The organism is Polyangium mundeleinium, assembly GCF_028369105.1.
Lineage (GTDB): Bacteria > Myxococcota_A > Polyangia > Polyangiales > Polyangiaceae > Polyangium > Polyangium mundeleinium.
Genome location: NZ_JAQNDO010000001.1, coordinates 11,662,234 through 11,688,089 on the forward strand (window position 1 = coordinate 11,662,234; position 25,856 = coordinate 11,688,089).

The window sequence follows — 25,856 nt, forward strand, 5'->3', positions numbered from 1 at the left end:
GGCGTTGCGAGCACTCGGACCCGTCGCCGATCCTGTGCCGTGCTCGGGGTGCGGCAAGCTGCTTGATCCGCTGCGCGCCGGCCACGTCGGGATCTTCGACAGCAAGTTCCACTTCTTCTGCGATCGTCACGCCTGCCGCGCGTGTTTCCTCGGCGAGCCCCCCGGCGAAGCCGAAAACACGCGCCCCGCGCGGGTCCCGCTCTCCCTCTTCGCGCCCCGCCGATCCGGCGCCGAGCCCGAGCCCTCGCGCGGCAACCACGACGCGCCCATCATCCCCTTCCACGCGCCCGCTTCGAGCGACGCCGCGCTCCCCGAGCCGCCCGCTCCCTTCGACGATCGAACCCTCGTCGAGCCCATCGCGCACACCATCCTCACCGAGGAGCCGTCCCGCATCGACGTGCCCGAGCCGCGTGACATCGGCGCGCTCCTGCTCGTCATCGCCACGATCGCCGGCACGCTCGCCGTCGCGCTCGGCCTCGCCGGCGACGCGACCCTCGTCATCGGCGCCCGCATCGTGCTCGCGTCCGTCGGCGCCGGCATGCTCGTCGGACGCGCCGCCACGACCCCGCGCGAGCCCTCCGATCCGCACCCTGCGCCGATCCTCGCGCCCTCGATCCTCTCGCTCGTCCTTGCCATCGGCGCTGCGCTCCGCGCCGCTCCTTCGCTCGGCGCCGAGGCAGCTTCACTTGCGGGCATCATCGTCACGGCGACGGCCGTCGGCGCGTGGTTGCTCGAAGGCGCGCGGCACGCCTCCCTCGCCGAACGCGCCTTCGTCGCGCAATCGCTCGCCGTCCCTGGCAGGCGCGCGCCCGACGACGGCTCTCCCGGCGAGATCGCGAAGAACAAAGTCTTCGACCTCTGCCCCGGGGAGCAGGTCCTCGTCGAGCCGGGCGAGGTCGTCCCCGTCGATCTCGTCGTCGGCTCGGGCGAGGTCTTCGTCCTGCCTTGGCTCGGCGCGACCACGCCCATGCGCAGACGCGCGGGCGAGCCTGTCGTCGCGGGCGCGAAGGTCGTGCGCGGCCGGCTCCGCGGCACCTGCACCTTCGCCGGCAACGACCGCGCGTTCGCGCGTGTCCTCATCGATCCACGCCGCCGCGCCGACGCCCTCGCGCCCATCGCGCGCGCCTCACGGGCCCTCGCCGAGCGCTGGTCGCTCGCCGCGCTCGTGACCGGCGCGCTCTCGGCCTTCATCGCCGGCGGCCGTACCTACGTCGAGATCGCGATGACCGCGGTCGCGTCCCACGCCGCGCTCGCGACCACGCTCATCGCGGGCGTCGCCGGCGTGCACGTCGCGCGCGGCATCTTGCACGCGCAGCGCCGCGGCATCGCCTACAAGAGCGAGGGCGCGTGGGACCGCGCGGCGCGCGTCAACGTCGCCGTCTTCTGCGCGCGCGGCACGCTCCTCCTCGGTGAACCCGAGCTCGCGGAGCTCGAAGCTCCAGGCGGCAAGCTCGAACCGCTCGACGTCCTCTCGCTCGCGGCTGGCGCCGAGCGCGGCGAAGAGCACCCGATCGCCACAGCAATCGTGCGCGCCGCCGTGACCCGCTCGGTGCGCCCCGACGGCGTGCGCAACGCGCATCATGTCCCCGGCCTCGGCGTCACGGCCGTCACGAGCTCGGGCGAGGACCTATGCGTCGGCAGCCGCGCGCTCCTCCTCGCGAACCGCATCTCCATCGCCGCGGCCGAGCAACGCATCGCCGAGCTCGAAGCCCTCGGCCGCACCGTCGTCCTCGTCGCGGTCGGCGCGCGCCTCGTCGGCATCCTCGGCTTGCAGGACGGCCTGCGCCCCGGCGCGCGTGCTGCGGTGCAGCACCTGCTCGACGCACAGATCGAACCCGTGATCATGTCGGGTGACGCGCGCGAGACGTGCGAGGCCATCGGCCACTCGCTCGACGTCGATCACATTCGCCCCGAGGTCTTGCCGACCGAACGTGGGGCCGAGGTTCGAAGGCTCATCGACGCGGGCATGTCCGTCGCGGTCCTGGGTCATCCGAGCGTCGACGAGGGGGCGCTTGGCGCGGCGGACGTCGCGGTCGCGCTTGGCGCGGCCGGCTCGTCGCCGGGCGATCTTTCCGTTGCGCTGGCCTCGGACGACGTACGCGACGCGGCGCTCGCGCTCGCCATCGCGCACCGCGCGCGCCTCGAAGCACGCGTGGGCCTCGCGATTGCCGTCCTGCCTGCGCTCGTCGGGGCGATCGCGGTGGCGTTTGGCGTGCTTCCGCCGGCCTACGCGCCGCTTGCCTCGCTGCTCGGAGGGGCGATGGCGGTTTTGCACGTGCGAGCGCTCGATCGCGTGCGAGAGTCTGGACCGACGCGAGGACACACGTGGGAAAACGGCCCAAGCGACCCTTGACGCACGGAAACCTGGACGGGATAAATGACACCATGGTCGCGAGCGTGAGGGAGGAAGCCGTGACCCTGGACCGGGCCGCCGTGGATCGCTTGCGGGCTCGACTCCAGGCGTACATGGCCAAAAAGGGCCTGCGCTCGACGGCGCAGCGGCGGCTCATCGTCGACACGTTCTTCGAGGGTGCGTCGCACATGACGATCGAGGACCTGCTCACCGAGGTCCGCGTGCACGACAAAGGCATCGGCTACGCGACCGTCTACCGCACGCTCAAGCTCCTCGCCGAGTGCGGCGTGGCCTCCGAGCGTCGCTTCGGCGATGGCCTCAGCCGCTACGAGCTCGCCGACGACGCAAAGGCGCACCACGATCACCTGATTTGCATCTCGTGCGGCACGATCGTCGAGTTCGAGGAGCCGCGCATCGAAGCGCTCCAGGACGAGGTCGCGCGTAGCTACGGCTTTCAGGTCACCTCGCACAAGCACGAGATGTACGGCACCTGCGCCGACTGTCAGAAAAAGGTGTCTTGAGGCGCGAGCCCCTCTCCTGCGCGGGAGAGGGGCCCTCGACGTGAACGCGGCGGGGTTTTACTCGCCGACCTGCGCGACGTAACTGACGCGCGCGATCGGATCGTAGAGCGGGTTCAATACCTGCACTGGCGGCGCCACGAGGCCTGCGTACTGCGTGTTGTCGAGCACGACGTAGTAGAGCCCCGGCGCGAGGCTGAACTTCCGCGTCTGCGCCGGCCCTGGCGCGAGCGGCGCGCCGCCGAGCACGGGCCCCGGCGCTACCCCGAGCGGCTGCCCCGTCTGGTAGCCCTCGCGCCACGGATCCCCGACCATCTTGCTGACGATCATCACGTCGACCGTCGGCCCTTGCACGCTCATCGTCAGGTAGAGCGCTTGCCCCGAGCCGACCTCGAAGGGGCCGAGGAAGTCACGCGCGTTGCCGTGGACGTCGACGGTCTCGTTCGCGAACGTGAAGCGCTCGTCGTCTTGCACCTTGAACGGCTTGATCGGCTTGTTCGGCGGCGTGAGGATCCCGAGCGCGAACTCGTTGCCGCGGTCCTCGTTCGCCACGACGGTGAAGCCGCGCGTGAGCTCGCCGGTGATCACCTGGTTGCCGAAGAAGTTCGTCAGCGTGCCGAACGGCGGAATGTTCGAGGCCACGTTGAACGCGGTGTTCTCGATGTATCCGACGCGGAAGTCGGGCCCCGAGATGATGCGGTTCAGCCGGCCCCACACGTAGATGTCTTCGTCGGAGATGGCGAAGTCCGGCCGAAGCTCGATCGTCGCCGACGTGGAGAAGCCGACGCGCTTCGCCGGCTGCATGTAGCCGTAGCCCGTCCCTGCAAACGTGACAGCCACCGTCTGACGCGCGTCATCGACGGTGTAGTTGCACGTCATCGGGAAGAAGCGGCCCATGGCCGGCGAGGCCGAGTCGGTCTTCAAGGGCACGCCGACCTTCAGCATCTCCGGGCAGATCCGACTCGCGCCGAAGTTCGAGAAGAGCCACCAACGGAGCTGCGGGTTCGCGTTCACCACGGTGCCGGCGCAAGGGCAGCCGGCCACGGCGAAGGAGAGCGCGAGCACGAGCAGGACCAAGAACGCGCCCGCCGGTCGGGCGGACGACTTGCGACGGGATCGCAGCACGCGGATTACCATAGCGACAGAGCGGGCGAGCGTGTCCTGGAACCTGCACCAGGAAGCCGGGATCCAGAGCGCGCTCCGTTGAAGGTGGATGAAGGCGAGAGAAGACCCTTCTTGGACGATCCGAAAGGCGCCCTCCCTAAGAACAGGGCACGAATCCGGCACTTTGGAGTCCCTTGGAGAATTTGCCCGGGATTCGTCGGTCGGATTTGACGCCCCCATCCAACGGGCCTACAAAAAGCGAAGCAAGCTAGCACAGGGGAGGAAAACGACGGCCCCGGGCGACTCGTAGGGACGGATGCGATCATGAGTGACCTGACGAACCGCTCTCGCAAAATCCTGCTCGCCGTCGTCACCGAGTTCATCTCGACAGGCGCCGCGGTGGGAAGTCGCACGCTCGCGCGTAAGTATGGCCTCGATCTCTCGGCAGCCTCCGTCCGCAATGTGCTCGCCGATCTCGAAGAGGCCGGGTACCTGAAGCAGCCGCATACCTCCGCGGGCCGCGTCCCCACGGACCGCGCGCTGCGCCTCTTCATCGACACGCTCGTCCAGGCGCGCGCCTACAGCCCCGAGGAGCAGGCCAAGCTCGGCAAACGTTTCGCCGAGATCTATGCGGTCGCGACAGACCCGATGCGCGAGGCCGGGCGGTACCTGTCCGAGCTCTCCGGCACGGCCGCGGTCATCGCCTCGCCGCGCACCGAGCTCCGCGCGCTCTCGCAGCTCCGCTTCATCCCCACGCGCCCCGGTCAGCTCCTCGCCGTACTCGTCTTCTCCGACGGCAGCGTCGAGAACCGCTTCATCCAGATCGAAGAGGTCCCTGCCGAGCCGGAGCTCACGCGCATCCACAACCTGCTCGCCGACGTCATCGAAGGCCGCTCGCTCGGCGAAGCGCGCGACCTCTTCGCGCGCCGCCTCGCCGACGAACGCATCGCGCTCGACGCCCTGCGTCGTCGCGCCTTCGAGCTCGGCAGCCGCGCCACCGCCGACGTGAACCGCCGCAGCGGCGATGTCGTCATCGAGGGCCAGGGCAAGCTCATCGACCTGCCCGAGTACACCGACGCGTCGCGTCTCAAGAAGCTGCTGCGCACACTCACCGAGCGGGAGGATCTGCTGACGCTCCTCGACAAGGTGATCGCCGCGGGCGCGGTGACGGTGTTCGTCGGCAGCGAGGCCGGCGAGCTCGGCGAAGGAGACCTCAGCCTCGTCGTCGCGCCGTACACCGAGCATGGCCGCGTCGCCGGCACGGTCGGCGTGCTCGGCCCGACGCGCATGGACTACGCGAAGGTCATGCCCCTCGTGGACGCGACGGCCACCGCGATGAGCGAGGCGCTCGGCGGAAGGCGCGGATCATCCTAACGCGCGCAGTCGCTCGAGCACGCGCTGAAAATCTTCGGGCGCGGGTTCTTCAAAAAAGACCTCGTCGCCCGTCTGCGGGTGGATGAAGCCGAGCTCCGTCGCGTGCAGCATGAGCCGCGGCGCGTCGATGCGCGTGCCCGCGTAGCCACGCACGTACACGTTCTCCCCGACGATCGGATGTCCCGCCTCGGAGAGGTGGATGCGGATCTGATGCGTTCGTCCCGTTTCGAGCCGGCACGCGATCAGCGTCGCGCCCCGCAGCCGTTCGAGCGGCTCGACGTGCGTCACGGCGAGCTGCCCTTCCCCGCGACGCTCGCCTTCTTCGAGCGAGCCTCGCAGCCCGTCACCGCGATCCGCGATGAGCCTTGATCGGAACGTCCGCTTCCCGATCTCGCCGTGCACGATCGCCAAGTAGACACGACGCACCGAGTGCTCGCGGAACTGCTGCGAGAGGTGCTTCTTCGCCGCGAGTGTCCGCGTGAAGACGAGCAGCCCGCTCGTCGCCTTGTCGAGCCTGTGCACCACGCCGAGCGGCGCGCGTCCGCGGATCTTGTCGCGGCGCGCGAGCAGATCGCGCACGAGCGCGTCGAGCGTTTTCTCGCGCTCGGCGGGTGACTCATCGCCGAACGGGATCGTCGAGATCCCCGCGGGCTTTCGCACCACGACGACGGCCGGATCCATGTGCACCACGAGCTCCTCGCCGATCTCCGCGAGGCGCGCGACCTTCGGCGAAGGCGCGCGCGGGTGCCGCGTGATCTCCGCGCCGGCTCGCGTTTTCCGGGTCGAATCGAGGATCTGTGTCCCGTCGATCGCGATCTTGCCGGTCTCGATGAGCCTTCGGGCGTCGGACCAGGAGACTCCGGCGAGCGTCCGGACGACCCCGTCGAGCGGGCGACCGCCGAGGTCGGGCGGGACGACCCAGGTCGCGTCGGGCGAACCGAGCGCGCTCGCGGGCTGACCGGCGGGGGGCGGCGTGCGAGGGGAACCACGCGGGGCGGCGCGGGGGCGTGTACGAGGCGGAAGACGCGGGGACATGCAGGAAATCAGCGGGGAGGCGGACCAACCGTGCGCGCACGATGACGTACCGCGCATGAATATGCCGCTCGATTTTTCCTCGCGGGCCTCGACTGCGCTATGCTCGGCCCGCTCTTCAGAGCAACGCTCGATCGTGGGCGCTCGACATCGAACGCCGCATGAGCGCCCGCGGCGGGAAAATCATCCGGCTTGTTGACACGCTGCGCGCGCGAGACCGAAGATAGCGCGAAAGACAGCCCTAGCGGCGCTTTACCCCAGAGGAGACCGTTCCGTGGCCAGCACCATCCTCGCCGTCGACGACAGCGTGACCATGCGCAAGGTCCTCGAGATCACGTTTGCGGGTCCCGAGTTTCGCTGCGTCGCGGTCAATGGGCACGACGCGGCCCTGGAGAAGCTCAAAACCGAGAAACCTTCCCTCGTGATCGCGGACGTCACGCTCGAGGGCAAGAGCGGTTACGACCTCTGCAAGGCGATCAAGCAGGCTTCGCCCGCGACCCAGGTTCTCATCCTGTCGTCCAAGCAAAACCCCTACGATCAGGCCAAGGGCTCCGCGGCCCAGGCCGACGACCACATCGACAAGCCGTACGACAGCACGGCGATGATCGACAAGGTCAAGAAGATGCTGGCTTCGCCCGCGAAGCCGGCCGAAGCCCCGAAGGCCGCCGCCGCGCCGGTCGCCGCGCCGACCCCGGTCCCCGCGGCCGCCGCCAAACCCGCTGCGACCGTGCCCACCGCCGCTGCGGCCGCGCCGCCCCAGCGCGCGAAGACGATGCTCTACAACCCGGGCGGCGTGAACGCCGGCCTCCCGGGCGCGCCCGCCGCCGCCGCGAAGCCCGAGCCCGCGCTTGCGAAGACGGACGTCTCGGCCAAACCCGCCGTCGCCGCCGCCGTGAACGGTGGTCAGCTGAGCGCGCGCCTCGAAGAGATGGGCCTGACGCCCACGCAGATCGAAGGCGTGCTCGCGCTCTCGCGCGAGGTCATCGAGCGTGTCGTGTGGGAGGTCGTCCCCGTCCTCGCCGAGACGCTCATCAAGGAAGAGATCGCGCGCTTGACGAAGTGATGGGGAGGTGGGGGGTCCTCGTTTTGTCACGATGGGGGGTCCGAGAACCCCCCAAACCCCCCGGGTTCTTCTAGGCGGCTAGGCGGCATCCTCAGCCGCTGTCTCTGACGTTGTCCTGCGACGCGTCTGATCGTCGGGGCCTCGTGCATGTTGCCGCGGTGTGGCAATGTGCCTGCCCCCGATGAGCACTGCCGAACTCGCAAAAGCTTACGAGCCGAAGGACGTCGAACCCCGCTGGTACGCCTACTGGGTCGAGCACAACGTCTTCGCCGCCAACCCCGATCCGGCGGATACGCGACCCGTGTACGTCCTGCCCATGCCGCCCCCGAACGTCACGGGGTCGCTGCACATGGGGCACGCGCTCTTCGTCACGCTCGAGGACGTCCTCACCCGCTGGCATCGCATGCGCGGGTTCAACACGCTCTGGCAGCCCGGCATCGATCACGCGGGCATCGCCACGCAGACCGTCGTCGAGCGTCAGCTCCGCCGCGAGAGCAAGAGCCGCCACGACCTCGGCCGCGAGGCGTTCATCGAACGCGTCTGGCAGTGGAAGGCCGAAAGCGGCGGCCGCATCGCGCTCCAGCAGCGCGAGCTCGGCGCGAGCGCCGACTGGCCGCGCAGCAAGTTCACGATGGATGCCGACATGTCGCGCGCCGTGCGCGAGGCGTTCGTCCGTCTCTTCGAGCAGGAGCTCATCTACCGCGACACACGCCTCGTGCACTGGGACTGCGAAGCGCAGACCGTGCTCTCGAACCTCGAGGTCGAGAACGAGGAGTCGAACGGCGAGCTCTTCGAGTTCGCGTATCCGATCGCCGGCGGTGAAGGCGAGCTCGTCGTCGCGACGACGCGCCCCGAGACGATGCTCGGCGACACCGCGGTCGCGGTGCACCCCGACGATCCTCGGTACAAGCACCTGCACGGCAAGTTCTTGCAGCACCCGTTCCTCGACCGGAAGGTCCCGATCATCACGGACGCGATCCTCGTCGATCCCAAGTTCGGCACGGGCGCCGTGAAGGTCACGCCCGCGCACGACTTCAACGATCACGAGACGGGCAAGCGCCACAAGCTGGAGATGATCTCCATCATGAACAAGGACGGCACGCTCAACGCCGAGGCGGGGCCGTTCGCGGGCATGGAGCGCTTCGCCGCGCGCAAGGCCGTCAAGAAGGCGCTCGACGAGAAGGGCCTCGTGCGTGGCTCGAAGAACCACACGCTCGTCCTGCCGCGCAGCGAGCGCAACGGCTCGATCGTCGAGCCGATGATCTCGACGCAGTGGTTCGTGAAGATGAAGCCGCTCGCGGGCCCGGCGCTCGCCGCGGTTCGTCACGGCCACACGAAGATCATCCCCGAGGACTGGACGAAGACCTACGAGCACTGGATGACGAACATCCTCGACTGGTGCATCTCGCGCCAGCTCTGGTGGGGCCATCGGATCCCGGCGTTCTACTGCGACGCTTGTGGCCACATGATGGTCACGCGCGAGGATCCCGCTGCGTGTGAGAAGTGCGGCGGCGACAAACTGCGCCAGGACGAGGACGTGCTCGACACGTGGTTCTCGAGCGGGCTCTGGCCGTTCTCCACGCTCGGCTGGCCGAACGACACGGACATGCTCCGCAAGTTCTACCCGGCGAGTGACCTCGAGACTGGCTACGACATCCTGTTCTTCTGGGTCGCGCGCATGATGATGATGGGCATCCACTTCATGGGCGTGCCGCCGTTCAAGCGCATCCTCTTGCACGGGATGGTCGTCGACGAGACCGGCGACAAGATGAGCAAAGTGAAGGGCAACGTGATCGATCCGCTCGACCTCGTGCACGGCGCGGCGTTCGACGCGGTCGTGGAGAAGACGCTGCCCGGCGCGCCGCGCGAGGAGTCGCTGAAGAAGTTCAAGAAGGCCTACCCCTCGGCCTCGCAGATGGGCGCGGGCTTCTCCGCGTACGGCGCCGACGCGCTGCGCTTCACGCTGAGCACGTACTCTCCGCAAGCGCGGCGCATCCCGCTCTCGCCGAAGAAGATCGAGGGCAACCGGCACTTCTGCAACAAGATCTGGAACGCGGTTCGGTACTCGCTGCCGTACCTCGAAGGCGCGCGCGTCGGACGCGAGCCGCCGAAGGCCACGACGCTGACGAACCGCTGGATCCTCTCGCGGCTCGGCGCCGCGCTCGAGACCACGAAGCGCGGGCTCGACGAGTTCCGCTTGGATGACGCTGCGCTCGCGCTCTACCACTTCTTCTGGGGCGAGCTCTGCGACTGGTACCTGGAGCTCACGAAGCCCGTGCTGAACCCGAGCGCGGGCGCTGTGCCGGGGCCGGAGCAGAACGAGACGAAGGACGTCCTCGCGTACGTGATCGAGGCGTCGATCCGCGCGCTGCACCCGTTCATCCCGTACATCACGGAGGAGCTGTGGCAGCGTCTCCCGCGGCCGGGGGGCGCGCCGAAGTCGATCGCGCTCGCCGCGTATCCGGAGTCGGGCACCGCCCCGCGGGATGAGGACGCCGAGCGCGAGATGGGCATTGTGATGTCCGTGATCTCCGCCGCGCGAACGATCCGCAGCGAGCACGAGGTGCACCCGGGCGCCGAGGTGCCGCTCTTGCTCCGCACGGAAGGTGAAGCCACGTTGTCGCTGCTGCGGGCCGAGGCGCGCGCGATCAAGACGCTCGTGAAGACCGCAGCGGAGCCGGGGATCGAGGCACGCGGCGCGGCGCGTCCGAAGGGCGCGGTGATGAGCGTGGCGGCGGGTGTCGACGTGCTCGTCGACCTGCGCGGCCTCGTCGAGGGCGCGAAGGAAGCGGCGCGGATCGAGCGCGAGATCAAGAAGACGGAGAAGGACATCGCCGCGCTGGAGAAGAAGCTCTCGCTTCCGAGCTTCGCGGAGAAGGCGCCGCCCGAGGTCGTGGCCGAGTCGCGGAGTCAGCTCGACGAGCTGAAGAAGAAGCGCGTGGCGCTGGAGGAGGCGAAGAGCCTCGCAGCCGAGCTCGGTTGAAACGACGAAGGGCCCGCTTCCACACGGAAGAGGGCCCTCGCGTTCACGCCCCCCACCAAAGCATCTCGTGCACCTGCATCTGCCCCTGGATGCTCACGATCACCCGTAGTTTGTCCCCGTCCGTCTCCACCACGTGCGCCGGGAACGCGTCTGCCGGGTAGAACGCGCTCTTCACGAACCCCTTTGCGTCGAGCCAGAACAGGTGCACGCCCTCGGGGGTCGGCCCGTGCAGGAGCAGCATCCGCCCGCCGCCGAGCCACACGAAATCCAGCCACTTGAAGCCGAGCTCCGTGAAGCGCTCCGCTGACGGGAAGTCCTCGCCCACATCACGAAGCTCCGGCAGGTGCGCGCGCAGGTGCTTGTAAAGCAGGTCGTACCGCACCTTCGCGAGCCTTGGCATTCGCCGGTCCGGAGGAGCGATCACGGGCAGCGCATCCGCGTCGAACGTCGGCACCTCCACGTGTGTTCGGTACCGATCGGCGAGCCGCGGGTGATCGATCTCGTCGTCGGAGAGCGCCTTCAGCCACCACCCGAAGATCGACAGATCCCCCGTCCCCGCGCGTGACGTGAGCCGCACGAGCGACTCCCACAGCGGCCGCCGCACCTGCCACACGCCTCCGTGGTTCTTCACGACGCACGCGCCCACGTAGAGCGCGCCGTGCGTCACGAACTGCACGACAAACGGAGGCTCTCCTTTCCCCTGGGGTTCGAGCCAGGCATCCCGCTTCTCGCGCGAAAGCTTCGCGCCGAGCCGATGCACCGACGCGTCCGAATAGTCGAGCACGAGGTCCGGCGCGCCGAGGACCTTCGGCGCGAGGTGCGCGAACGTCTCGGCGATCGCCTCGATTTGCCCGAGGATCGTCGGGTTCCCGGCAGGGTTTGCGTCCTCGGTTCGGGCCTTCACCAGGTCGAACCGGACGTCCTTCGGGTAGTACGACTGGAAAAACCTCGCGAAGAGGAGTTCGGCGGTGCGTTTTTCGACGCTCATGGAGGAGGGCGTGCTCAGAACATCTTCTTGCGCTTCGAGGACGACAGAATTCCGAGCATCTCCCGGTACTTCGCGACGGTTCTCCGCGCGATGCGGATGCCGTCCTGATCCTCGAGGATCTTCACGATCGCCTGATCACTCAGCGGGTTCGACTTGTCCTCCGCCGCGATGATCTTCTTGATCGCCTGCTTCACGCTCTCCGAGGCGATGTCCTCGTCCGCGACGCGGTGGATCGACGAGTTGAAGAAGTACTTCAGCTCGAAGAGCCCCTGCGGCGTGTGCACGTACTTGTTCGAGGTCACGCGCGAAATCGTCGATTCGTGCATGCCCACGCTCTCGGCCACGTCGCGCAGGATCATCGGCTTCAGGTAGGCCACGCCTCGTTCGAGGAAGTCTTTTTGCTTCTCGACGATGCACTCGGTCACCCGGATGATCGTCCGCCGCCGCTGCTCGATGGCCCGGATCAGCCACTGCGCGGAGCGGAGCTTCTCGCTGATGAACTCCTTCGCCTTCGGGTCCTTCAGCATCCGCTGCGCGAGGCCCTCGTTGATGAAGAGCCGCTGCAGACCCTTGTCGTTGTCCGTCACGACCCACAGGTCGCCGTCCTTGATGACGTAGACGTCGGGCGTGATGGCGATCGACTTGTCGTCCACCTCGGCGAAGTTCCGCGCCGGGACGCTCTCGAGCTTCTGGATCTCCTGGACCGCCTCGTAGACCTCTTCGAGCGGAATTTTCAGCGCCTTGGCGATCGCTGGGAAGTTGCGCCGCTCGACGTTGTGGAGGTGGTCCTTGATGATGGCCATCTCGACCGCGTCGTAGCCGAGCACCTCCGCCTGGATGCGTAGACACTCCGAGAGGTCCCGCGCCGCGACGCCCACCGGGTCGAAGCGCTGGAGCATGGCGAGCACCTCCGGCGCGTCTTCCGGGTTGAGGTCCGCCTCGTTGGCGAGGTCGTCGAGCGTCAGGTCGGGCCGCTTCGTCCCGTCCGGGTTCTCCCCGCCCGACATGTCGAGGTAGCCGCGCTCGTCGAGGTTGCCGATGATGAGCTCGGCGAAACGACACTCATTCTCGACGAAGTCGCTCATCTGGAGCTGCCAGAGCAGGTGCTCTTGCAGGCTCAGGTTCCGGGTCAGGTTCTGCTCGATCGGCGGCAGCTCCTCGAACCCCCCGCGCTGCGAGGGCATCGCCTGCTGGAGCTGGCGGTTCTCGAGGAACTGCTCCCAGTCGACCTCCTTCACCCGTTTTTCGGTGTCTCGCATCGCGAGATCGGTGTCGGAGTGCTCCGAACCCGACCGCTCGAGGCTCAGGTTCGACCGACCGTCGACGTCCTGCCCCTCCCGGTTCGTCGCACCCGAGGTGTCCCGCGACTTCGCGGACACCGATTCGCCCGAGTCGTCGGCGAGCAACGGGTTGCCGTCGAGCTCCTTGCGGATTTCCTCTACCAGTTCAAGGCGCGACAGCTGTAGCAGCCGGATCGCCTGCACCAGCTGCGGTGTCATCACCAGCTGCTGGGACAGCTTGAACTGGAGCTTCATCTCCATGCCCATCGAGAGCTCCTACCTGGTCGAACACCCTGGGGTCCCCGCGCCGCCGCCGGCGTCGGGCGAGGTTCGGGCCGACAACGTGCCCGGTACCGCATCCCACCCTAGCACCGAAACCGGTCTCGGCCCGAGTCTTGCTTTAACTCGTCGACAACTCCTGGTTCAAAAATTGCGCATCCTCAGGACCGCGACAAGCCTTGCCACACGGTGTTTTAAAACACAATCACTGGAGAAGCTCCCTCACGACTCGGGAAAATCCTGATGAGTCCCTCAGTCAGGGATGGACGTGAGGCCCGGCCCATGATGTTGTACGAGCAGCCCAGCTCACGCGACGAGCTGTCGGACAGGGGGGTGCCATGGGTTTGCAGGAAGGCGAGACACAAACCACGACAACCAGACCGAACGCCCGCGCCCTCGAAATCCTCGAGCGCTCCGGCCTCCGCGGCCTCCCCGAGCCCACACGCCGTGCCTTGCTCGACGTGGGGAAGGTCGAGCGCCTCGCCCGCCGCCAACGCCTCGCCCAGCAAGGCGAGCCCGCCCAAGCCCTGTTCCTCCTCGGCAAGGGCCGCGTGAAGCTCGAGCGCGCCGGCAGCGGGCACGTCTTCCCGGTCGGTCATCGGGGCCCAGGCGACCTCGTCGGAGAGGCCGCGCTCACGGGCAACGTCGCTCCGGAGCACGCCATCGTCGCCGACGAGGCCGAGGCCTTCGTGATCCCGGCAACTCTCGTGCGCCGGCTCACGACCACGGACACCGTCTTGCAAGCCGCCGTGGCGCGGGCGCTGCTCGAAGGGCAACGCGCCGCGGAAGACCGGCTCGCGTCTCTCCTCTTGCGGAGCGTCCGCGCGCGGCTCGTCGAGCTCCTCCTCGACGGGCTCGACCGCTGGGGCGAACCCCACCTCCGCGGCATCGCCCTCTCTGCGCCTTTCACCCACGCCGATCTCGCGAGCCTCATCGGCTCGACGCGTGAGACGGTCACGCTCGAGCTCGGCAAGTTGCGCCGTGCCAAGCTCATCGAGCTCGACAGGCGCCGGATCGTCATACTCGACCGCGACGCGCTTGTGCGGTACGGCGAGACGCAGTGATGCGACGCACGAGCGGGAAGATGCCCGAGCGCGGAGCGGCCCGCCGCGACGAACGCGCGCCGAAGACCGCGTCGAGGAGCCGCTCGAACGGATAGGGCTTGACGATCACGTCCGTGAGGTCGGCGGACTCGTGCCGGGGCAAGGGCTGGCTCGTCGTGACGATCACCCGGTGCGGCACGTTTCCGTGCGAGCGCATCCGCTGCAGGATCTCCACACACTTCGGCGAAGAGTTCGAGAGATCGATGACCGCGACGTCGTACGTCCGGTGCCCGAGCTCCGCGAGCGCCTCGTCGAGCGTCGCCGTCTTCGTCACCTTCGCGCCGCGATTCGTGAGCAAGAGCGCGGTGGCCTCACGCATCAGTTGTTCTTCATCCAAGAGCAGGATCGTCGGTACGTTGAGCATGGCGCCGCGGCACCTTGCAGCGCGCGTGCCGTCACGGTTCGGCGTCGGCGAATTGGTTTCTGAGCTTACCAGCGTTCGTCGACGCGCCCGAAGATCCCAGGTTCAAACAGCGCCCCTGCGGCTGCCTGGTTCCTTTCCGTACGATTACGCTCTGTGCCTGAAGGGGGCTTGCGTGAGGCTCCTTGCGCGCAAATCGGTGACCAAACACGGGGAATCGTCGCCCGAGGACATTGCAGCGCAGAAGTCGTGCGCGGTTTCTTCCCATCAACGAGCGGTCTGGACGTGGAAACGCGTTCGACCAGATGGAGCAACCAAGGGCGCCCGGCACGTTCTTCCAAAACTCCAAGATCCAACCTGATTTCAAGCACTTGCACGTCCTCGACGTCATGGATCGAATCGTGCAGTACGCGGGTCCGCCGGGTCGGTCCTTCCGGCCCAGGTTTCCTTGGAGGCCCGATGATGCATTCGCTTCGCGTAATGACGATTGCCACGCTTTCCCTTGCAACGGCCGCGCTCGTGGGCTGCGGTGACGATGAGCGGTCGAACAACGAGAACAAAAGCTGCTCTGTCCAGGCGCAGAGCGGCTGCGGGACCGGGCTCGTATGCGAGGAGGTCGAAGGAGGAGAGCCGGCCTGCTTTTCGCCCGTGGCGTTCAAAGGAAAGGTCGTGAACGCCCTCGACGACAAACCTGTCCAGGGGGCGAGGATCGTGGCCCGCGACGCGAACGACGCGGCCGTCTCGCCGGTCGCCATTTCAGCCGCAGACGGGACGTACACGCTGCACGTTCCGGCGAAACGCAATGGGGAAGGCAAGCCCCTGCCCGCGAAGCTGACCCTGCGCGCGGACGCGTCGAGCTACCAGACGTTCCCGGTGGCCCCGCGCATCGCGCTGCCGATCGACGTGGACACGGCCACGGGCAGCCCGCCCGTGGTGCAAAACGCATCGACAGACATCGCGCTCGTGCCGCTGCAAAACGCGTCCGGGCTCGGGTCGATCGCAGGCCACGTGGTGGCGGACGAAGGCGTCGACCTGGTGCCCGCGGGGGCGCTGGTGGTCGCCGGCGGGTCGACGGGCATCGTCGATTTCGACGGGAACTTCGTCGTGTTCAACGTGCCGGTGAGCACGAGCGTGGACGTGAGGGCCTATGCCGCAGGCCTGCAAATCAGCCCGAAGACGGTGGCCGTCGAGGCGGGCAAGGAGACGGGCAACGTCGAGCTGCACATCACGAGCGCGGCGACGGCGGAAATCTCGGGGAAGCTCTCGATCGTGAACAGCAACGGCTTCAGCACGACGAGCGTGGTGCTCGCGCTGGAGGACACGTTCGTCGAGGATGTGGCCCGCGGCGAGGTGCCGAAGGGGCTGCGCGCGGGTGGCGTGACGGGTGACTTCCTGTTCAAGGGCGTGCCCGACGGGAAGTACGTCGTGCTCGCGGCCTTCGAGAACGACGGGCTCGTCCGGGACCCGGACACGTCCATCGGCGGGACGCAGATCGTCCACATCGAGGTCGCCGGCCAGAACATCACGCTCGCGGAAAGCTTCAAGGTGACGGGCTCGCTCGCCACCGAGTCGCCCGGCAAGGACGGGCTCGAAGAGGTGACGGGCACGCCGACGTTCGTCTGGGCCGACGACTCGAGCGAGGACAGGTACGAGGTGCGCGTGTTCGACGCGTTCGGCGTGAAGGTATGGGAAGACCTGGCGGTGCCGAGCGTGAGCGGCTCGAAGACGGTCAGCGTCGCGTACGGCGGCGAAGCGCTGATCCCGGGCATGATCTACCAGTTCCGCGCGACGTCGATCAAAGACGACACGCCGATCGCCCAGACCGAAGACCTGCGCGGCGTGTTCATCGCCCGCTGACGCCTTTCCACGCCTCTGCGTGGCGCCCTGAACCTGAAAATCCCGCCGTTCGCCGGAAGAATGCGCAGTTCGGCCACATGCTGCTAGAGTGCCGGTCCCCGCGCACGAGTGGCGGAACTGGCATACGCACCGGGTTTAGGTTCCGGCGCCGCAAGGATTGAGGGTTCGACTCCCTCCTCGTGCACCACCCAGGGGGGCTCCGGTCGACCCTGAAGCGATTTTTCGCGATACGGAAAATCGCCGGGCCTTCCGCGGCCCCCCACCCCTTCGCACGCTCCCCTCCGCTTCGCTCCGTTGCGGGAAGCGCCTCGAACCGGTACGTGTTCAGGCCCCATCTTGGGGGGGCGTGTTCAGGCCCTACCCCGCGGGACCCCCTCCCGCGAGGGATTTGCGCCCGCTTGCCGTAGGGACTACGTTCGGCAGGCTCCGCGCCACCCCCACGCACCGCACGATCCGACCGGGACGACGAGCCCCGGAGCCAAGGCGAAAGCGAAAGACGATGCTCACCTGGGCGATGAAGAAGATCTTCGGCACCTCGCACGACCGTGCCGTCCGCCGCATGCGACCGAAGGTCGAGGCCATCGGGGCCCTCGAGAAGGACCTGAAAAAGCTCTCGGACGCCGAGCTCCAGGCCAAGACGGCCGAGTTCAAGACCAAGCTCGACAACGGCGCGAAGCTCGACGACATCCTCATCCCAGCCTTCGCCGTCTGCCGCGAAGCCTCCCGGCGCGTGCTGCGCATGCGGCACTACGACGTGCAGCTCATCGGCGGCATGGTGCTCCACCAGGGCTCGATTGCCGAGATGCGCACCGGCGAAGGCAAGACGCTCGTCGCCACCCTGCCCTGCTACCTCAACGCGCTCGAAGGCAAAGGCGTCCACGTCATCACCGTGAACGACTACCTCGCCAAGCGCGACGCCGAGTGGATGGGTAAGCTCTACAGCGCCCTCGGCCTGAGCACGGGCGTCGTCGTCAACCAGCAGAACGACGCCGACAAGCGGAACGCCTACCGCTGCGACATCACCTACGGCCAGAACAACGAGTTCGGCTTCGACTACCTCCGCGACAACATGAAGTTCTCGGCGCTCGACTACCACCAGCGCCCGCTGAACTACGCGATCGTCGACGAGGTCGACTCGATCCTCATCGACGAGGCCCGCACGCCGCTCATCATCAGCGGCCAGGGCGAACGGTCGAGCGACAAGTACCGCGTCATCAACGACATCATCCCGCGCCTCCGCAACGAGGAGCACTACAACGTCGACGAGAAGGGCCACTCCGTCACCCTCACTGACGATGGCGTGGAGCTCGCCGAGAAGCTGCTCGAAGCGATCGGGGTCCTGAAGAGCAAGAACCTCTACGACCCGGTCAACCTGGAGACGCTGCACATCCTGAACCAGTGCCTGCGCGCGCACTCGCTCTACAAGCGCGACGTCAACTACCTGGTCAAGGACGGCAAGGTCCTCATCGTCGACGAGTTCACCGGCCGCGTGCTCGCAGGCCGCAGGTGGTCGGACGGCCTGCACCAGGCCGTCGAAGCCAAGGAGAACGTGCGGATCCAGGAGGAGAGCCGCACGATGGCGACGATCACGTTCCAGAACCTCTTCCGCATCTACAAGAAGCTCTCCGGCATGACGGGTACGGCGGACACCGAGGCCTCGGAGTTCCACAGCACGTACAAGCTCGACGTCATCATCATCCCGACGAACAAGAACATCATCCGCAAGGACGAAGAGGACGTCGTCTACAAGACCGAGCGCGAGAAGTTCACCGCCGTCGTCAAAGAGATCATCGAGAAGAACGAGAAGGGCCAGCCGATCCTGGTCGGCACGACGAGCGTCGAGAAGAGCGCCGCGATCGCGAAGATCCTCTCGAAGAAGGGGATCAAGCACAGCGTGCTGAACGCGAAGCAGCACGAGAACGAGGCGTACGTCGTCGCGCAGGCGGGTCGCAAAGGCGCGATCACGGTCAGCACGAACATGGCCGGCCGCGGCACCGACATCCTCCTCGGCGGCAACCCCGAGATGCTCGCGAAGCTGCGCTTCAAGGAGCAGAACCGCCTGCCCGAGGCCGAGCCCGAGGCCTTCGAGGAGCTCACCGATCAGATCCGCAAGGAGTGCGAGGCCGAAGGCGCCGAGGTGCGCGAGGCCGGCGGGCTCTTCATCATCGGCACGGAGCGACATGAGTCGCGGCGCATCGACAACCAGCTCCGCGGCCGCGCCGGCCGCCAGGGCGACCCCGGTTTGTCGCGCTTCTACCTGTCGCTCGAGGACGACCTCATGCGGATCTTCGCGGGCGACCGCGTGAAGAACCTCATGGAGAAGATGGGCATGCCCGACGACGAGCCCATCGAGCACCCCTGGGTCACGAAGAGCGTCGAGAACGCGCAGAAGAAGGTCGAAGAGCGCAACTTCGACATCCGCAAGAACCTGCTCGAGTACGACGACGTGATGAATGCGCAGCGCAAGACGATCTACGACATCCGTCAGCAGCTGCTCGTCGGGCGCTACTCGCCCGACATCGTCGACGAGGAGGGCAAGGCGACGGGCGAGAAGCGCGCGATCAAGCCGCTCAAGCGGCTCGTCGAGGACGTGGTGCCCGACGTCGGCTACCTGCTCGGCATGTTCGCGGCCGACCCGATCTCGCCGCGCGACAAGGACGGCAACCCGCGCACGCTGACGCGCAAGGACTTCGAGAAGGTCGAGAAGTTCGTCGAGGCCGACAATCTGCAGAAGGAGCTCTACACGCGCTACGGCGTGAAGATCGACTTCGAGGGTCGCGAGGACGCGGGCGTCGAGATCTACGACGAGTGCGTCGACATCGTCCCGCGCGCGCTCACCGAGCAACGCGAGCGCTTCCTCGACCTGATGGACCGCATCATCGGCGCGATGGTCGAGGAGAACTGCCCGCCCCGCAAGCCGCCGGAGGACTGGGACTGGGGCGGGATCTTCCAGGGCTTCCGCGAGCACTTCGGGATCGAGCTGCCCGACGACATCGCCGAGCACGCCGAGCAGCAGGCCCTCGCCGAGGACCTCTTCAACCGCGGCGAGAAGGCCTTCGAGGCCCGCGAGAAGGAGATCGGGACGGAGCTGCTCCTGCGGATCTTCCGGCACGTGTACCTGGAAGAGCTCGACAAGTCCTGGGTCGATCACCTGACCGACATGGACCATCTGCGCGACGGCATCGGCCTGCGCGGCTACGGCCAGAAGGACCCGAAGCAGGAGTACAAGAAGGAAGGCTACAACCTCTTCGTGACCATGGTCGCGCGCGTGCAGTCGAACGTGATGACCAAGGTCTTCGCGATGAAGGTGCGTCGCGAGGAGGAGGAGCAGGCGATCGAGGAGCGAGACCTCGCACGCCACCAGGAGCAGCTCGACCACGCCGTGGCCCACCACGAGGAGGAGCTGCCGCCCGGCGCCTCCGAAGAGCCGCCCCCGCAAGAGCCGATCGTCGCGGCCGAGCAGGAGTGCCCCTGCGGTAGCGGGAAGCCCTTCATGCAGTGCCACGGCTCCGAGCTGGAGGACGAAGCGTCGGTATGAGCACCGCTGCGTCACAAAGGCCGGTCCACCCGTCGATGGTGCTCGGGGCCTACCTCGAGCGCCTCGTCCGCGCGCGTCGCGTCGCCGTGCTCGGTGACGCGACCCTGGAGCTCGCCGAGAAGCTCGTCGAGCGCGGCGCGAGGCTCGTCCACGCCTACGATCCCGATGCAGCGCGCGCGGCCGAGGCCTTCGCGCGCACCGCGCAGGATCGCGACCGGCACGTGATGCACGCAGTGCTCGCAGGGGACCTCGGCGTGCGCGACGGGGCCTTCGACGTGGTCGTTCTGCCGGACCTGTCGATCTTCGCCGACCCGTCCGACGTGCTCCGCAGAGCACGAAAGCTCGTCGGCACGGCCGGCATCGCCGTGATCGCCTCGCCCAACCCAGACGCGTCACGACGGCTGCTCGCGCTCCCCGCGCCCCGCGGCAAGGACACGTCGCCGCCCGGGTATTACGCGCTCTACGACCTCGTCTCGCTCCAGTTCCCCGTCGTGCGCATGCTCGGGCAAGCGCCGTTCGTCGGGTACACGGTGGCGGACTTCGCCGCCGGTCCGGATCTCGAGGTCAGCGTCGACACGTCGTTGCTCAAGGCGACCGAGGAGCCCGAGCACTTCATCGCGATCGCCAGCGAACGCAAGGTCTCCGTCGACGCGTTCGTGGTCGTGGAGCTCTCGCTGTCCGAGGTGCGCGACGCGATCGGGACGGCGGGCGGGAAGGCCGCAGATACCGGCCGCGTGAAGGAGCTTGAAGCCGCGCTCGCCGCGCACGACGAGCGAAGGCGCACGGACGAAAAGTCCGCCGAGGAGCGCGCGGCTGCCGCCTTGGCGACCGCGGCGCGCGTGGTCGAGCTCGAAGCAAAGCTCGAACGGCTGCGCGACGTGGACACACGCGCGGGCGACACGCACGTGCGCGCCGAGCGGCTGACGCACCAGATCCGCGACCTCGACGAGGAGCTGCGCCGCCAGCGCGACCGCGCGACCAAGCTCGCGAAGCAGCTCGACGACGAGAAGAAGTCCCGCACGAAGGCCGAGGTGGAGCTCGGGCTCGCCCGCGGCCGGCCGGAGATCCCGGGCGCGAAGGAGCGCATCGATCAGCTCACGGCCGAGCTCTCCGCGACACGCTCGCGGGCCCTGGAGCTCGAAGGCGAGCTCAGCGCGGCAGGCGTGGGCCTCGAGGAACTCTCGAACGATCGGGCCGGGCTGCGCGCTCGCGTCGCCGAACTCGAGCTCCGGCTCGCCGCTCAGGAAGCCGCCGCGCGGGAGCCGGATCCCGGCCTGCTCTCGCGCGTCACCCAGCTCGAAGCCGCGCTCGAACGGTCGGAGGCCACGCGGCAAGCTTCCGTGCGCCGCGCCGACGAGCTCGCCGAGACGCTCGCGGCCACGACGGCCGAGCGGCTTCACCTGGCCGAGAAGACGCAGACGCTCGAAAAGCAAACGGCCTCGCTCCTCGCCGAGCGCGCCGCGAGCGAGTCGCTCGCGCCGGAGATCGACGCGCTCGAAGCGCAGCTCCGGGCGCGCGGCCTTCGCATCACGGTGCTCGAAGCAGAGCTGCGCGAAGGCCTGCGGGTGGGCAAGGAGCTCGTCGAGGAGCTCGAAACGCTCCGCGGCGCCGCCGTGGCCCCTGCGGGCGAGGCCGCTCCTCCGGCGGCCACACCGCAGAACGGTGCGCCCGTGCCCCCGTCGCCGCTCGTCGGTCATGCATCAGCAGTCGAAGCGGCTCCTGTGGAGACCGCCGACGCAACGCCCGTCGACGACGCCGAGACGATGAAGACGCAGCTCGACACGCTCGCCGCCCGCGCGGCCCGCTCCGAGGCCGATCTCAAGGCTGCGGAGTGGCGGATCGCGCAGCTCGAGCTCGCCCTCGCGTCCGCCGAGCGCGGAGAGGGAGAACCGGCGGCCGTCGCGGTCGAGCTGGAGCAAGCCCTGCTCGCGGCCCACCAGGAGCTCGCGACGCTGCGCCGAGCGGTCGGGCCCGAGGGCGAGCACGTCGCGCCGGGCGTGGTCGAGCAGGCGGTCCTGCTCCACCAGATCTCGAATTTGTCGATTGGGGATTCCGCTCCGTAAACGGAGCTGCGCCCCAAACCCCCGCCAACTCGACGGCGCCGTCCCCTGACGGCTCGCCCCCCCTGCCTGGCCGCGCTAACACGTCGGCCATGCGTCCTCGCCTGATCGCCGCGATCGCTCGCATCGCAACCGCCGCCACGCTCGTCGCGGCCCTCGGCGCCTGCGGATCGGCCGTCCCCAAGACGGCCGCTGATCCGATCGAGGCCATGCGCGCCGATGCGAGCGCCTCGCAGGACGGAGAGGTCCTCGGCCGGTGGCTCCTCGGCGAGCTGCTCGTCCCCGGCGGCGACGCGGCGCGTGCCCGCGAGGCGCGCGGCAAGCTCGACAAGGCCTCGAATAAGGGCCTCTACGCCTCGCTTGCGCGCGCGGTCGACGACGAGACCCACGGACGCTTCCGCGCGGCCGCCCTGGCCCACCTCGACGCTGTGAGCGCCGCCCGCACCACCGATCACCCCGACGCGCCGCTCGTCGGCTGGTACGCGGCGAGCCACCTGCTCCGCCTGCGCTCCAGCGTCCCCGGCATCTGGGACCTCGCGAAGGACACGGTCCTGCGCACGATCGATCAGCCGGGCCACATCGGCTGGCGCGCGCGCAGCGACCTCGCTGAGTGGTGGAGCGTCGAGGGCCTGCGCAAGGACGCGGAGGGCAAGGACAAGAGCCCGACGGAGATCGCGGCCGATCGCTTCGGCTGCGCCAAGAAAGCGCGCATCGCCGGTCCCTTCGGCCACCTCGCCCCGAGTGATCACCGCATGCATTACGAGGCCGAGCGCGCCGGCCCCTGGCCTCGCCTCTTCCCGGCCGATCCGCGCCGCCAGGATCGCCCGCGTGTCCTCGCCACCGAGCGGCGCGGCTGCCAGATCCGCAGTGCCGAGCCCGTCGCCGGCGGCGTCTTCTACGCCGAGACCTACCTCGAACTGCCGGCCGAGCGTGAGCTCATCGTCGCCGTGCAGGGCGCGTTCTCGATCCGCGTCGACGACGTCGAGGTCCTCACGCGCGACCCGCGCGACTGGGGCATCTGGCCTCGCTTCGGCGCGCGTGTCCGCCTCTCGGCGGGCCGCCACCGCATCCTCGCGCGGATCGGCAGCGCCGAGACCGGCATCCGCATCCTCGCGCCGAACGGCTTGCCCCTCGGCGCCGAGACCTCCGACGATCCTACGGCGCCGTACGTCCTCGAACCGCCGCTCGTCCTGCCCGATCCCAACGTCCTCGAACCGTTCCTCCTCGCGCTCGGCGTCCCCGCGGCGCCGCGCACCCAGCGCCCGGCGCCCCGCGACACGAACGATCCCATCGCGCGCTACCTCGCCGCGTGGCTCTCGCACATCGAGGGGCAGGACGACCTCGCCTCCGTGCTGCTCGAACCGCTCGTGAAAGATCCCTCGCGCGCCACCGGACCTGCGCTCTCCACGCAGGCGCTCTTCATCGAGAAGGACCCGATCTTCCCGCAGAACGACGCGCGTGATCTCGTGAAGGACGTCCGCGCGCGCGCCGTCGCCAAGGACCCGGACCTCTGGCTCTCGCTCTTCTGGCTCGCGCTCGACGAGGCCGACAAGGTCGGCGCGCCCGAGGCCGCGGCCAAGGTCGCCAGGCTCGCCGATCGTTTCCGCGAGGTCCCGGACATCTTGAAGGGGCTCGGCCGCATGTACGCGCAGATCGGCTGGAGCGTCGAGCATGCGCGCACCGTCAAGGACACGGCCGCGCGCTTCTCCGAGGACACCGAGGCCCTCTTCGCGCTCCTTCGCCTCCACGACGAGCGCGGCGACGTCGCCGAGGCCGACAAGATCGCCAAGCGCATCGAGGCCCTCGACCCCGACGCCGAGGTCGCCCTCCAGCGCGCGCTCGAACGACGCGACTGGGGCGGCGCGATCCGCGAGCTCGATCGCATCGGAAAAACCCGCCGCGATCGGACGGACATCGCCATCAAGATCGCCGATCTCCTCACCCGCGCCGGCGCGCAACGCGAGTCGATCGACGCCCTCGAACGCGCCGTCAAGAGCGACCCCGAGAACGCCTCCGCGCGCCTCGCGCTCGCCGACGCGCGCCTCGCCCGCGGCGACAAGACGGCCCTCCGCAGCGCGCTCGTCGAGGCCATCCAGACCGGCGCGGATCCCTCTGCGCTGCGCGAGGCCATCGAGCTCGTCGAGGGCACGACCGAGCTCACGCCGTATCGCATCGAGGGCAAAAAGGTCATCGCGCAGTTCGAGGCGTCGGGCGTCACCATGCCCGGCACCGCGGCGCGCGTCCTCGACTACGCCACGTTGTGGGTCCACGCCGATGGATCGGCGCGCATGCTGGAGCACGAGATCATCGGCATCCAGTCGCGCGAGGCCATCGAGGAGCTCGCCGAGCAGCGCGTGCCGCGTGGCCTCGTACTCAAGCTTCGCACCGTCAAGAAAGACGGCCGTGTCCTCGAACCCGAGTTCGTCGACGGCAAGCCCACCGTCACCATGCCGCACCTCGAAGTGGGCGACTACATCGAGACCGAGACGCTCTACACGCTGCGCGGCGATGGCCGCGGCGGGCGCAGCTTCGAGGGCCCGCGCTGGTTCTTCCGCGAGGAGAAGATCCCCTACTTCATCAGCGAGTATGTCGTCGTCACGCCCAAGAACCGCCCGCTCGACGTCGAGATCGGCGGCAGCGTCCCGAAGCCGACCCTCAAGGAGAACGGCGCGTTCGTCGAGCGTCGCTTCCGCGTCGATCGCAGCCCTGCGCTCCCCGAGGAGCCTGGCAGCGCGCCGACGCAGGAGTTCTTGCCGAACGTGCGCATCGGCTGGGGCATCAACCTCGAAGACCGCATCGACCGCCTCGTCGACGCCACGAGCGACGAGGTCCCGCGCGACCCGCGCCTCAAGCGGATCGCCGAGAGCATCGTCACCGGCGCCGCGCCCGACGCCGAGGACAAACCTGCCAAGCCGGCGTCCGTCGACGAGCAGGCCCGGCGCATCTATCGCTGGGTCCTCGCGAACGTCGAGCAGGGCCGCGAGCAGTCCCGCGAGGATGACGGACGCCGCATCGTCATCGGCAAGAGCGGCAACCGCACCGAGGCCTTCCTCTACCTCTGCCGCCTCGTCGGCATCGACGCCTCGCTCGGCATGGTGCGTGATCGCCTCACTCCACCTTCGAACGGCCCGCTCAGCGAGGCCGAGTCCTTCAACGCGCTCGCGGTCCGCCTCGGCACCGAGCGTGGCGCGCGCTGGATGGTCGTGCGCGACAAGTTCGCGCCGTTCGGCTACCTCCCGAGCTCCTTGCGTGGCCAGCCTGCCGTCGTGCTCAAGGAGGGCGCGCCGCGCGAAAATACGCCGCTCACGGGCTCGCGCGACGGCGTCACCTACGAGGGCACCGTCGAGCTCCGCGCCGACGGATCGGCGGGGATCAAGCTCGAACAACGCTTCGAGGGCAAGTTCGCCATCATGCTGCGCAGCGCCCTCGAGAGCCTGCCCGACGCGCAACGCGACGAGGCCATCGAGACCAAGCTCATCGGCCAGGCCTTGCCCGGCGCGCGTCTGCGCTCGCTCGACATCAAGAACGCGACGGATCTCGACGCGCCCCTCGTCCTCGTCATGGACCTCGAGATGAACGACTTCGCGCGTGTCCGCACCGGCGACATGGTCATCTCGCCGCCCTTCGCGCTCCGCCTCTCGCCCTTCGCCGCCCTCCCCGCGCGTGAGACGCCGCTCTACATCTCCGAACAATCATCGGTTTTTTCGAATGTTCGACTCCGCGTGAAACTGCCCGAGGGCGCCCGTGTCACGACCCAGCTCGCGGCAGCTTCCACCCAGGACGGAGGCCGCACGGCGACCGTCAGTGACCGCGTGGATCGCGACACCCTCGTCTTCGAACGCGCGATCACCATCCCCGCTGGCCGCGTGCAGCCCGATGCGTATGGCACCTTCCAGAGCTTCGTCCGCGAAGCCGAGGCCGCGTTGCACCGCGACATCGTAATTTCAGTCGGACCACGTTAGC

At 68.4% G+C, this 25,856-nt stretch carries 15 protein-coding genes and 1 tRNA gene; 11 read left to right on the top strand and 5 right to left on the bottom strand.

Going from position 1 to position 25,856, the window contains the following annotated elements; all coding sequences use genetic code 11:
* Window positions 1–4: 4 nt before the first annotated feature.
* Both POL67_RS45970 and POL67_RS45975 read left to right on the top strand, forming a co-directional pair.
* On the top strand, window positions 5–2,353 hold the full coding sequence (locus POL67_RS45970) for an HAD-IC family P-type ATPase (protein ID WP_271927862.1): 2,349 nt from the start codon (window positions 5–7) through the stop codon (window positions 2,351–2,353).
* A gap of 59 nt (window positions 2,354–2,412) precedes the next feature.
* Window positions 2,413–2,874, top strand: a complete 462-nt coding sequence (locus POL67_RS45975) for a transcriptional repressor (protein ID WP_308789582.1) — start codon at window positions 2,413–2,415, stop codon at window positions 2,872–2,874.
* Window positions 2,875–2,931: 57 nt separating this feature from the next.
* On the opposite strand, the gene POL67_RS45980 is transcribed toward POL67_RS45975, so the two are convergent.
* Window positions 2,932–3,996 carry a hypothetical protein gene (locus POL67_RS45980; protein ID WP_271927864.1) on the bottom strand — a complete coding sequence of 355 codons (1,065 nt, stop codon included), beginning with the start codon at window positions 3,994–3,996 and terminating at the stop codon, window positions 2,932–2,934.
* Window positions 3,997–4,299: 303 nt separating this feature from the next.
* Here POL67_RS45980 and hrcA point away from each other — a divergent pair, with 303 nt between their 5' ends.
* A complete protein-coding gene (hrcA, locus tag POL67_RS45985; RefSeq protein WP_271927866.1) occupies window positions 4,300–5,349 on the top strand; it encodes a heat-inducible transcriptional repressor HrcA in 1,050 nt (349 codons plus the stop codon).
* Here the strand turns inward: hrcA and POL67_RS45990 are convergent.
* Entirely contained in the window at window positions 5,341–6,384 is a 1,044-nt protein-coding gene (locus POL67_RS45990) for an RluA family pseudouridine synthase (RefSeq protein WP_271927868.1), read from the bottom strand. The two genes, hrcA and POL67_RS45990, sit on opposite strands and share 9 nt — an antisense overlap.
* 271 nt (window positions 6,385–6,655) lie before the next feature.
* Here POL67_RS45990 and POL67_RS45995 point away from each other — a divergent pair, with 271 nt between their 5' ends.
* Complete coding sequence (locus POL67_RS45995; protein WP_271927870.1) at window positions 6,656–7,444, top strand: response regulator; 789 nt, start codon at window positions 6,656–6,658, stop codon at window positions 7,442–7,444.
* A gap of 181 nt (window positions 7,445–7,625) precedes the next feature.
* Window positions 7,626–10,427: a valine--tRNA ligase gene (locus POL67_RS46000; protein ID WP_271927873.1), complete on the top strand. Its 2,802-nt coding sequence runs from the start codon at window positions 7,626–7,628 to the stop codon at window positions 10,425–10,427.
* A 43-nt stretch (window positions 10,428–10,470) separates the two neighbouring features.
* On the opposite strand, the gene POL67_RS46005 is transcribed toward POL67_RS46000, so the two are convergent.
* A complete protein-coding gene (locus POL67_RS46005) occupies window positions 10,471–11,415 on the bottom strand; it encodes a hypothetical protein (protein WP_271927875.1) in 945 nt (314 codons plus the stop codon).
* 14 nt (window positions 11,416–11,429) lie between these two features.
* Complete coding sequence (gene rpoN / locus POL67_RS46010; RefSeq protein ID WP_271927877.1) at window positions 11,430–12,962, bottom strand: RNA polymerase factor sigma-54; 1,533 nt, start codon at window positions 12,960–12,962, stop codon at window positions 11,430–11,432.
* Between the two features lie 350 nt (window positions 12,963–13,312).
* Here rpoN and POL67_RS46015 point away from each other — a divergent pair, with 350 nt between their 5' ends.
* Window positions 13,313–14,038 carry a Crp/Fnr family transcriptional regulator gene (locus POL67_RS46015; protein ID WP_271927880.1) on the top strand — a complete coding sequence of 242 codons (726 nt, stop codon included), beginning with the start codon at window positions 13,313–13,315 and terminating at the stop codon, window positions 14,036–14,038.
* Here the strand turns inward: POL67_RS46015 and POL67_RS46020 are convergent.
* A complete protein-coding gene (locus POL67_RS46020) occupies window positions 13,992–14,441 on the bottom strand; it encodes a response regulator (protein ID WP_136928944.1) in 450 nt (149 codons plus the stop codon). The two genes, POL67_RS46015 and POL67_RS46020, sit on opposite strands and share 47 nt — an antisense overlap.
* Before the next feature lie 456 nt (window positions 14,442–14,897).
* On the opposite strand from POL67_RS46020, the gene POL67_RS46025 reads away from it, so the two are divergent.
* From POL67_RS46025 to POL67_RS46045, 5 genes are all read left to right on the top strand, one after another.
* Complete coding sequence (locus POL67_RS46025; RefSeq protein WP_271927884.1) at window positions 14,898–16,295, top strand: hypothetical protein; 1,398 nt, start codon at window positions 14,898–14,900, stop codon at window positions 16,293–16,295.
* Window positions 16,296–16,397: 102 nt separating this feature from the next.
* Window positions 16,398–16,482 (top strand) — tRNA-Leu (locus POL67_RS46030).
* A gap of 312 nt (window positions 16,483–16,794) precedes the next feature.
* Window positions 16,795–19,833 (top strand): preprotein translocase subunit SecA, encoded by a 3,039-nt coding sequence (secA, locus tag POL67_RS46035; protein ID WP_271927886.1) that lies wholly within the window; start codon window positions 16,795–16,797, stop codon window positions 19,831–19,833.
* Window positions 19,830–21,896: a hypothetical protein gene (locus POL67_RS46040; protein ID WP_271927887.1), complete on the top strand. Its 2,067-nt coding sequence runs from the start codon at window positions 19,830–19,832 to the stop codon at window positions 21,894–21,896. Before secA ends, POL67_RS46040 begins: the two co-directional genes overlap by 4 nt.
* An 89-nt stretch (window positions 21,897–21,985) precedes the next feature.
* The gene (locus POL67_RS46045) at window positions 21,986–25,855 is read left to right on the top strand and encodes a hypothetical protein (protein ID WP_271927888.1); all 3,870 of its coding nucleotides are present in this window, start codon (window positions 21,986–21,988) and stop codon (window positions 25,853–25,855) included.
* The last annotated feature ends 1 nt before the right edge of the window (window position 25,856 follow it).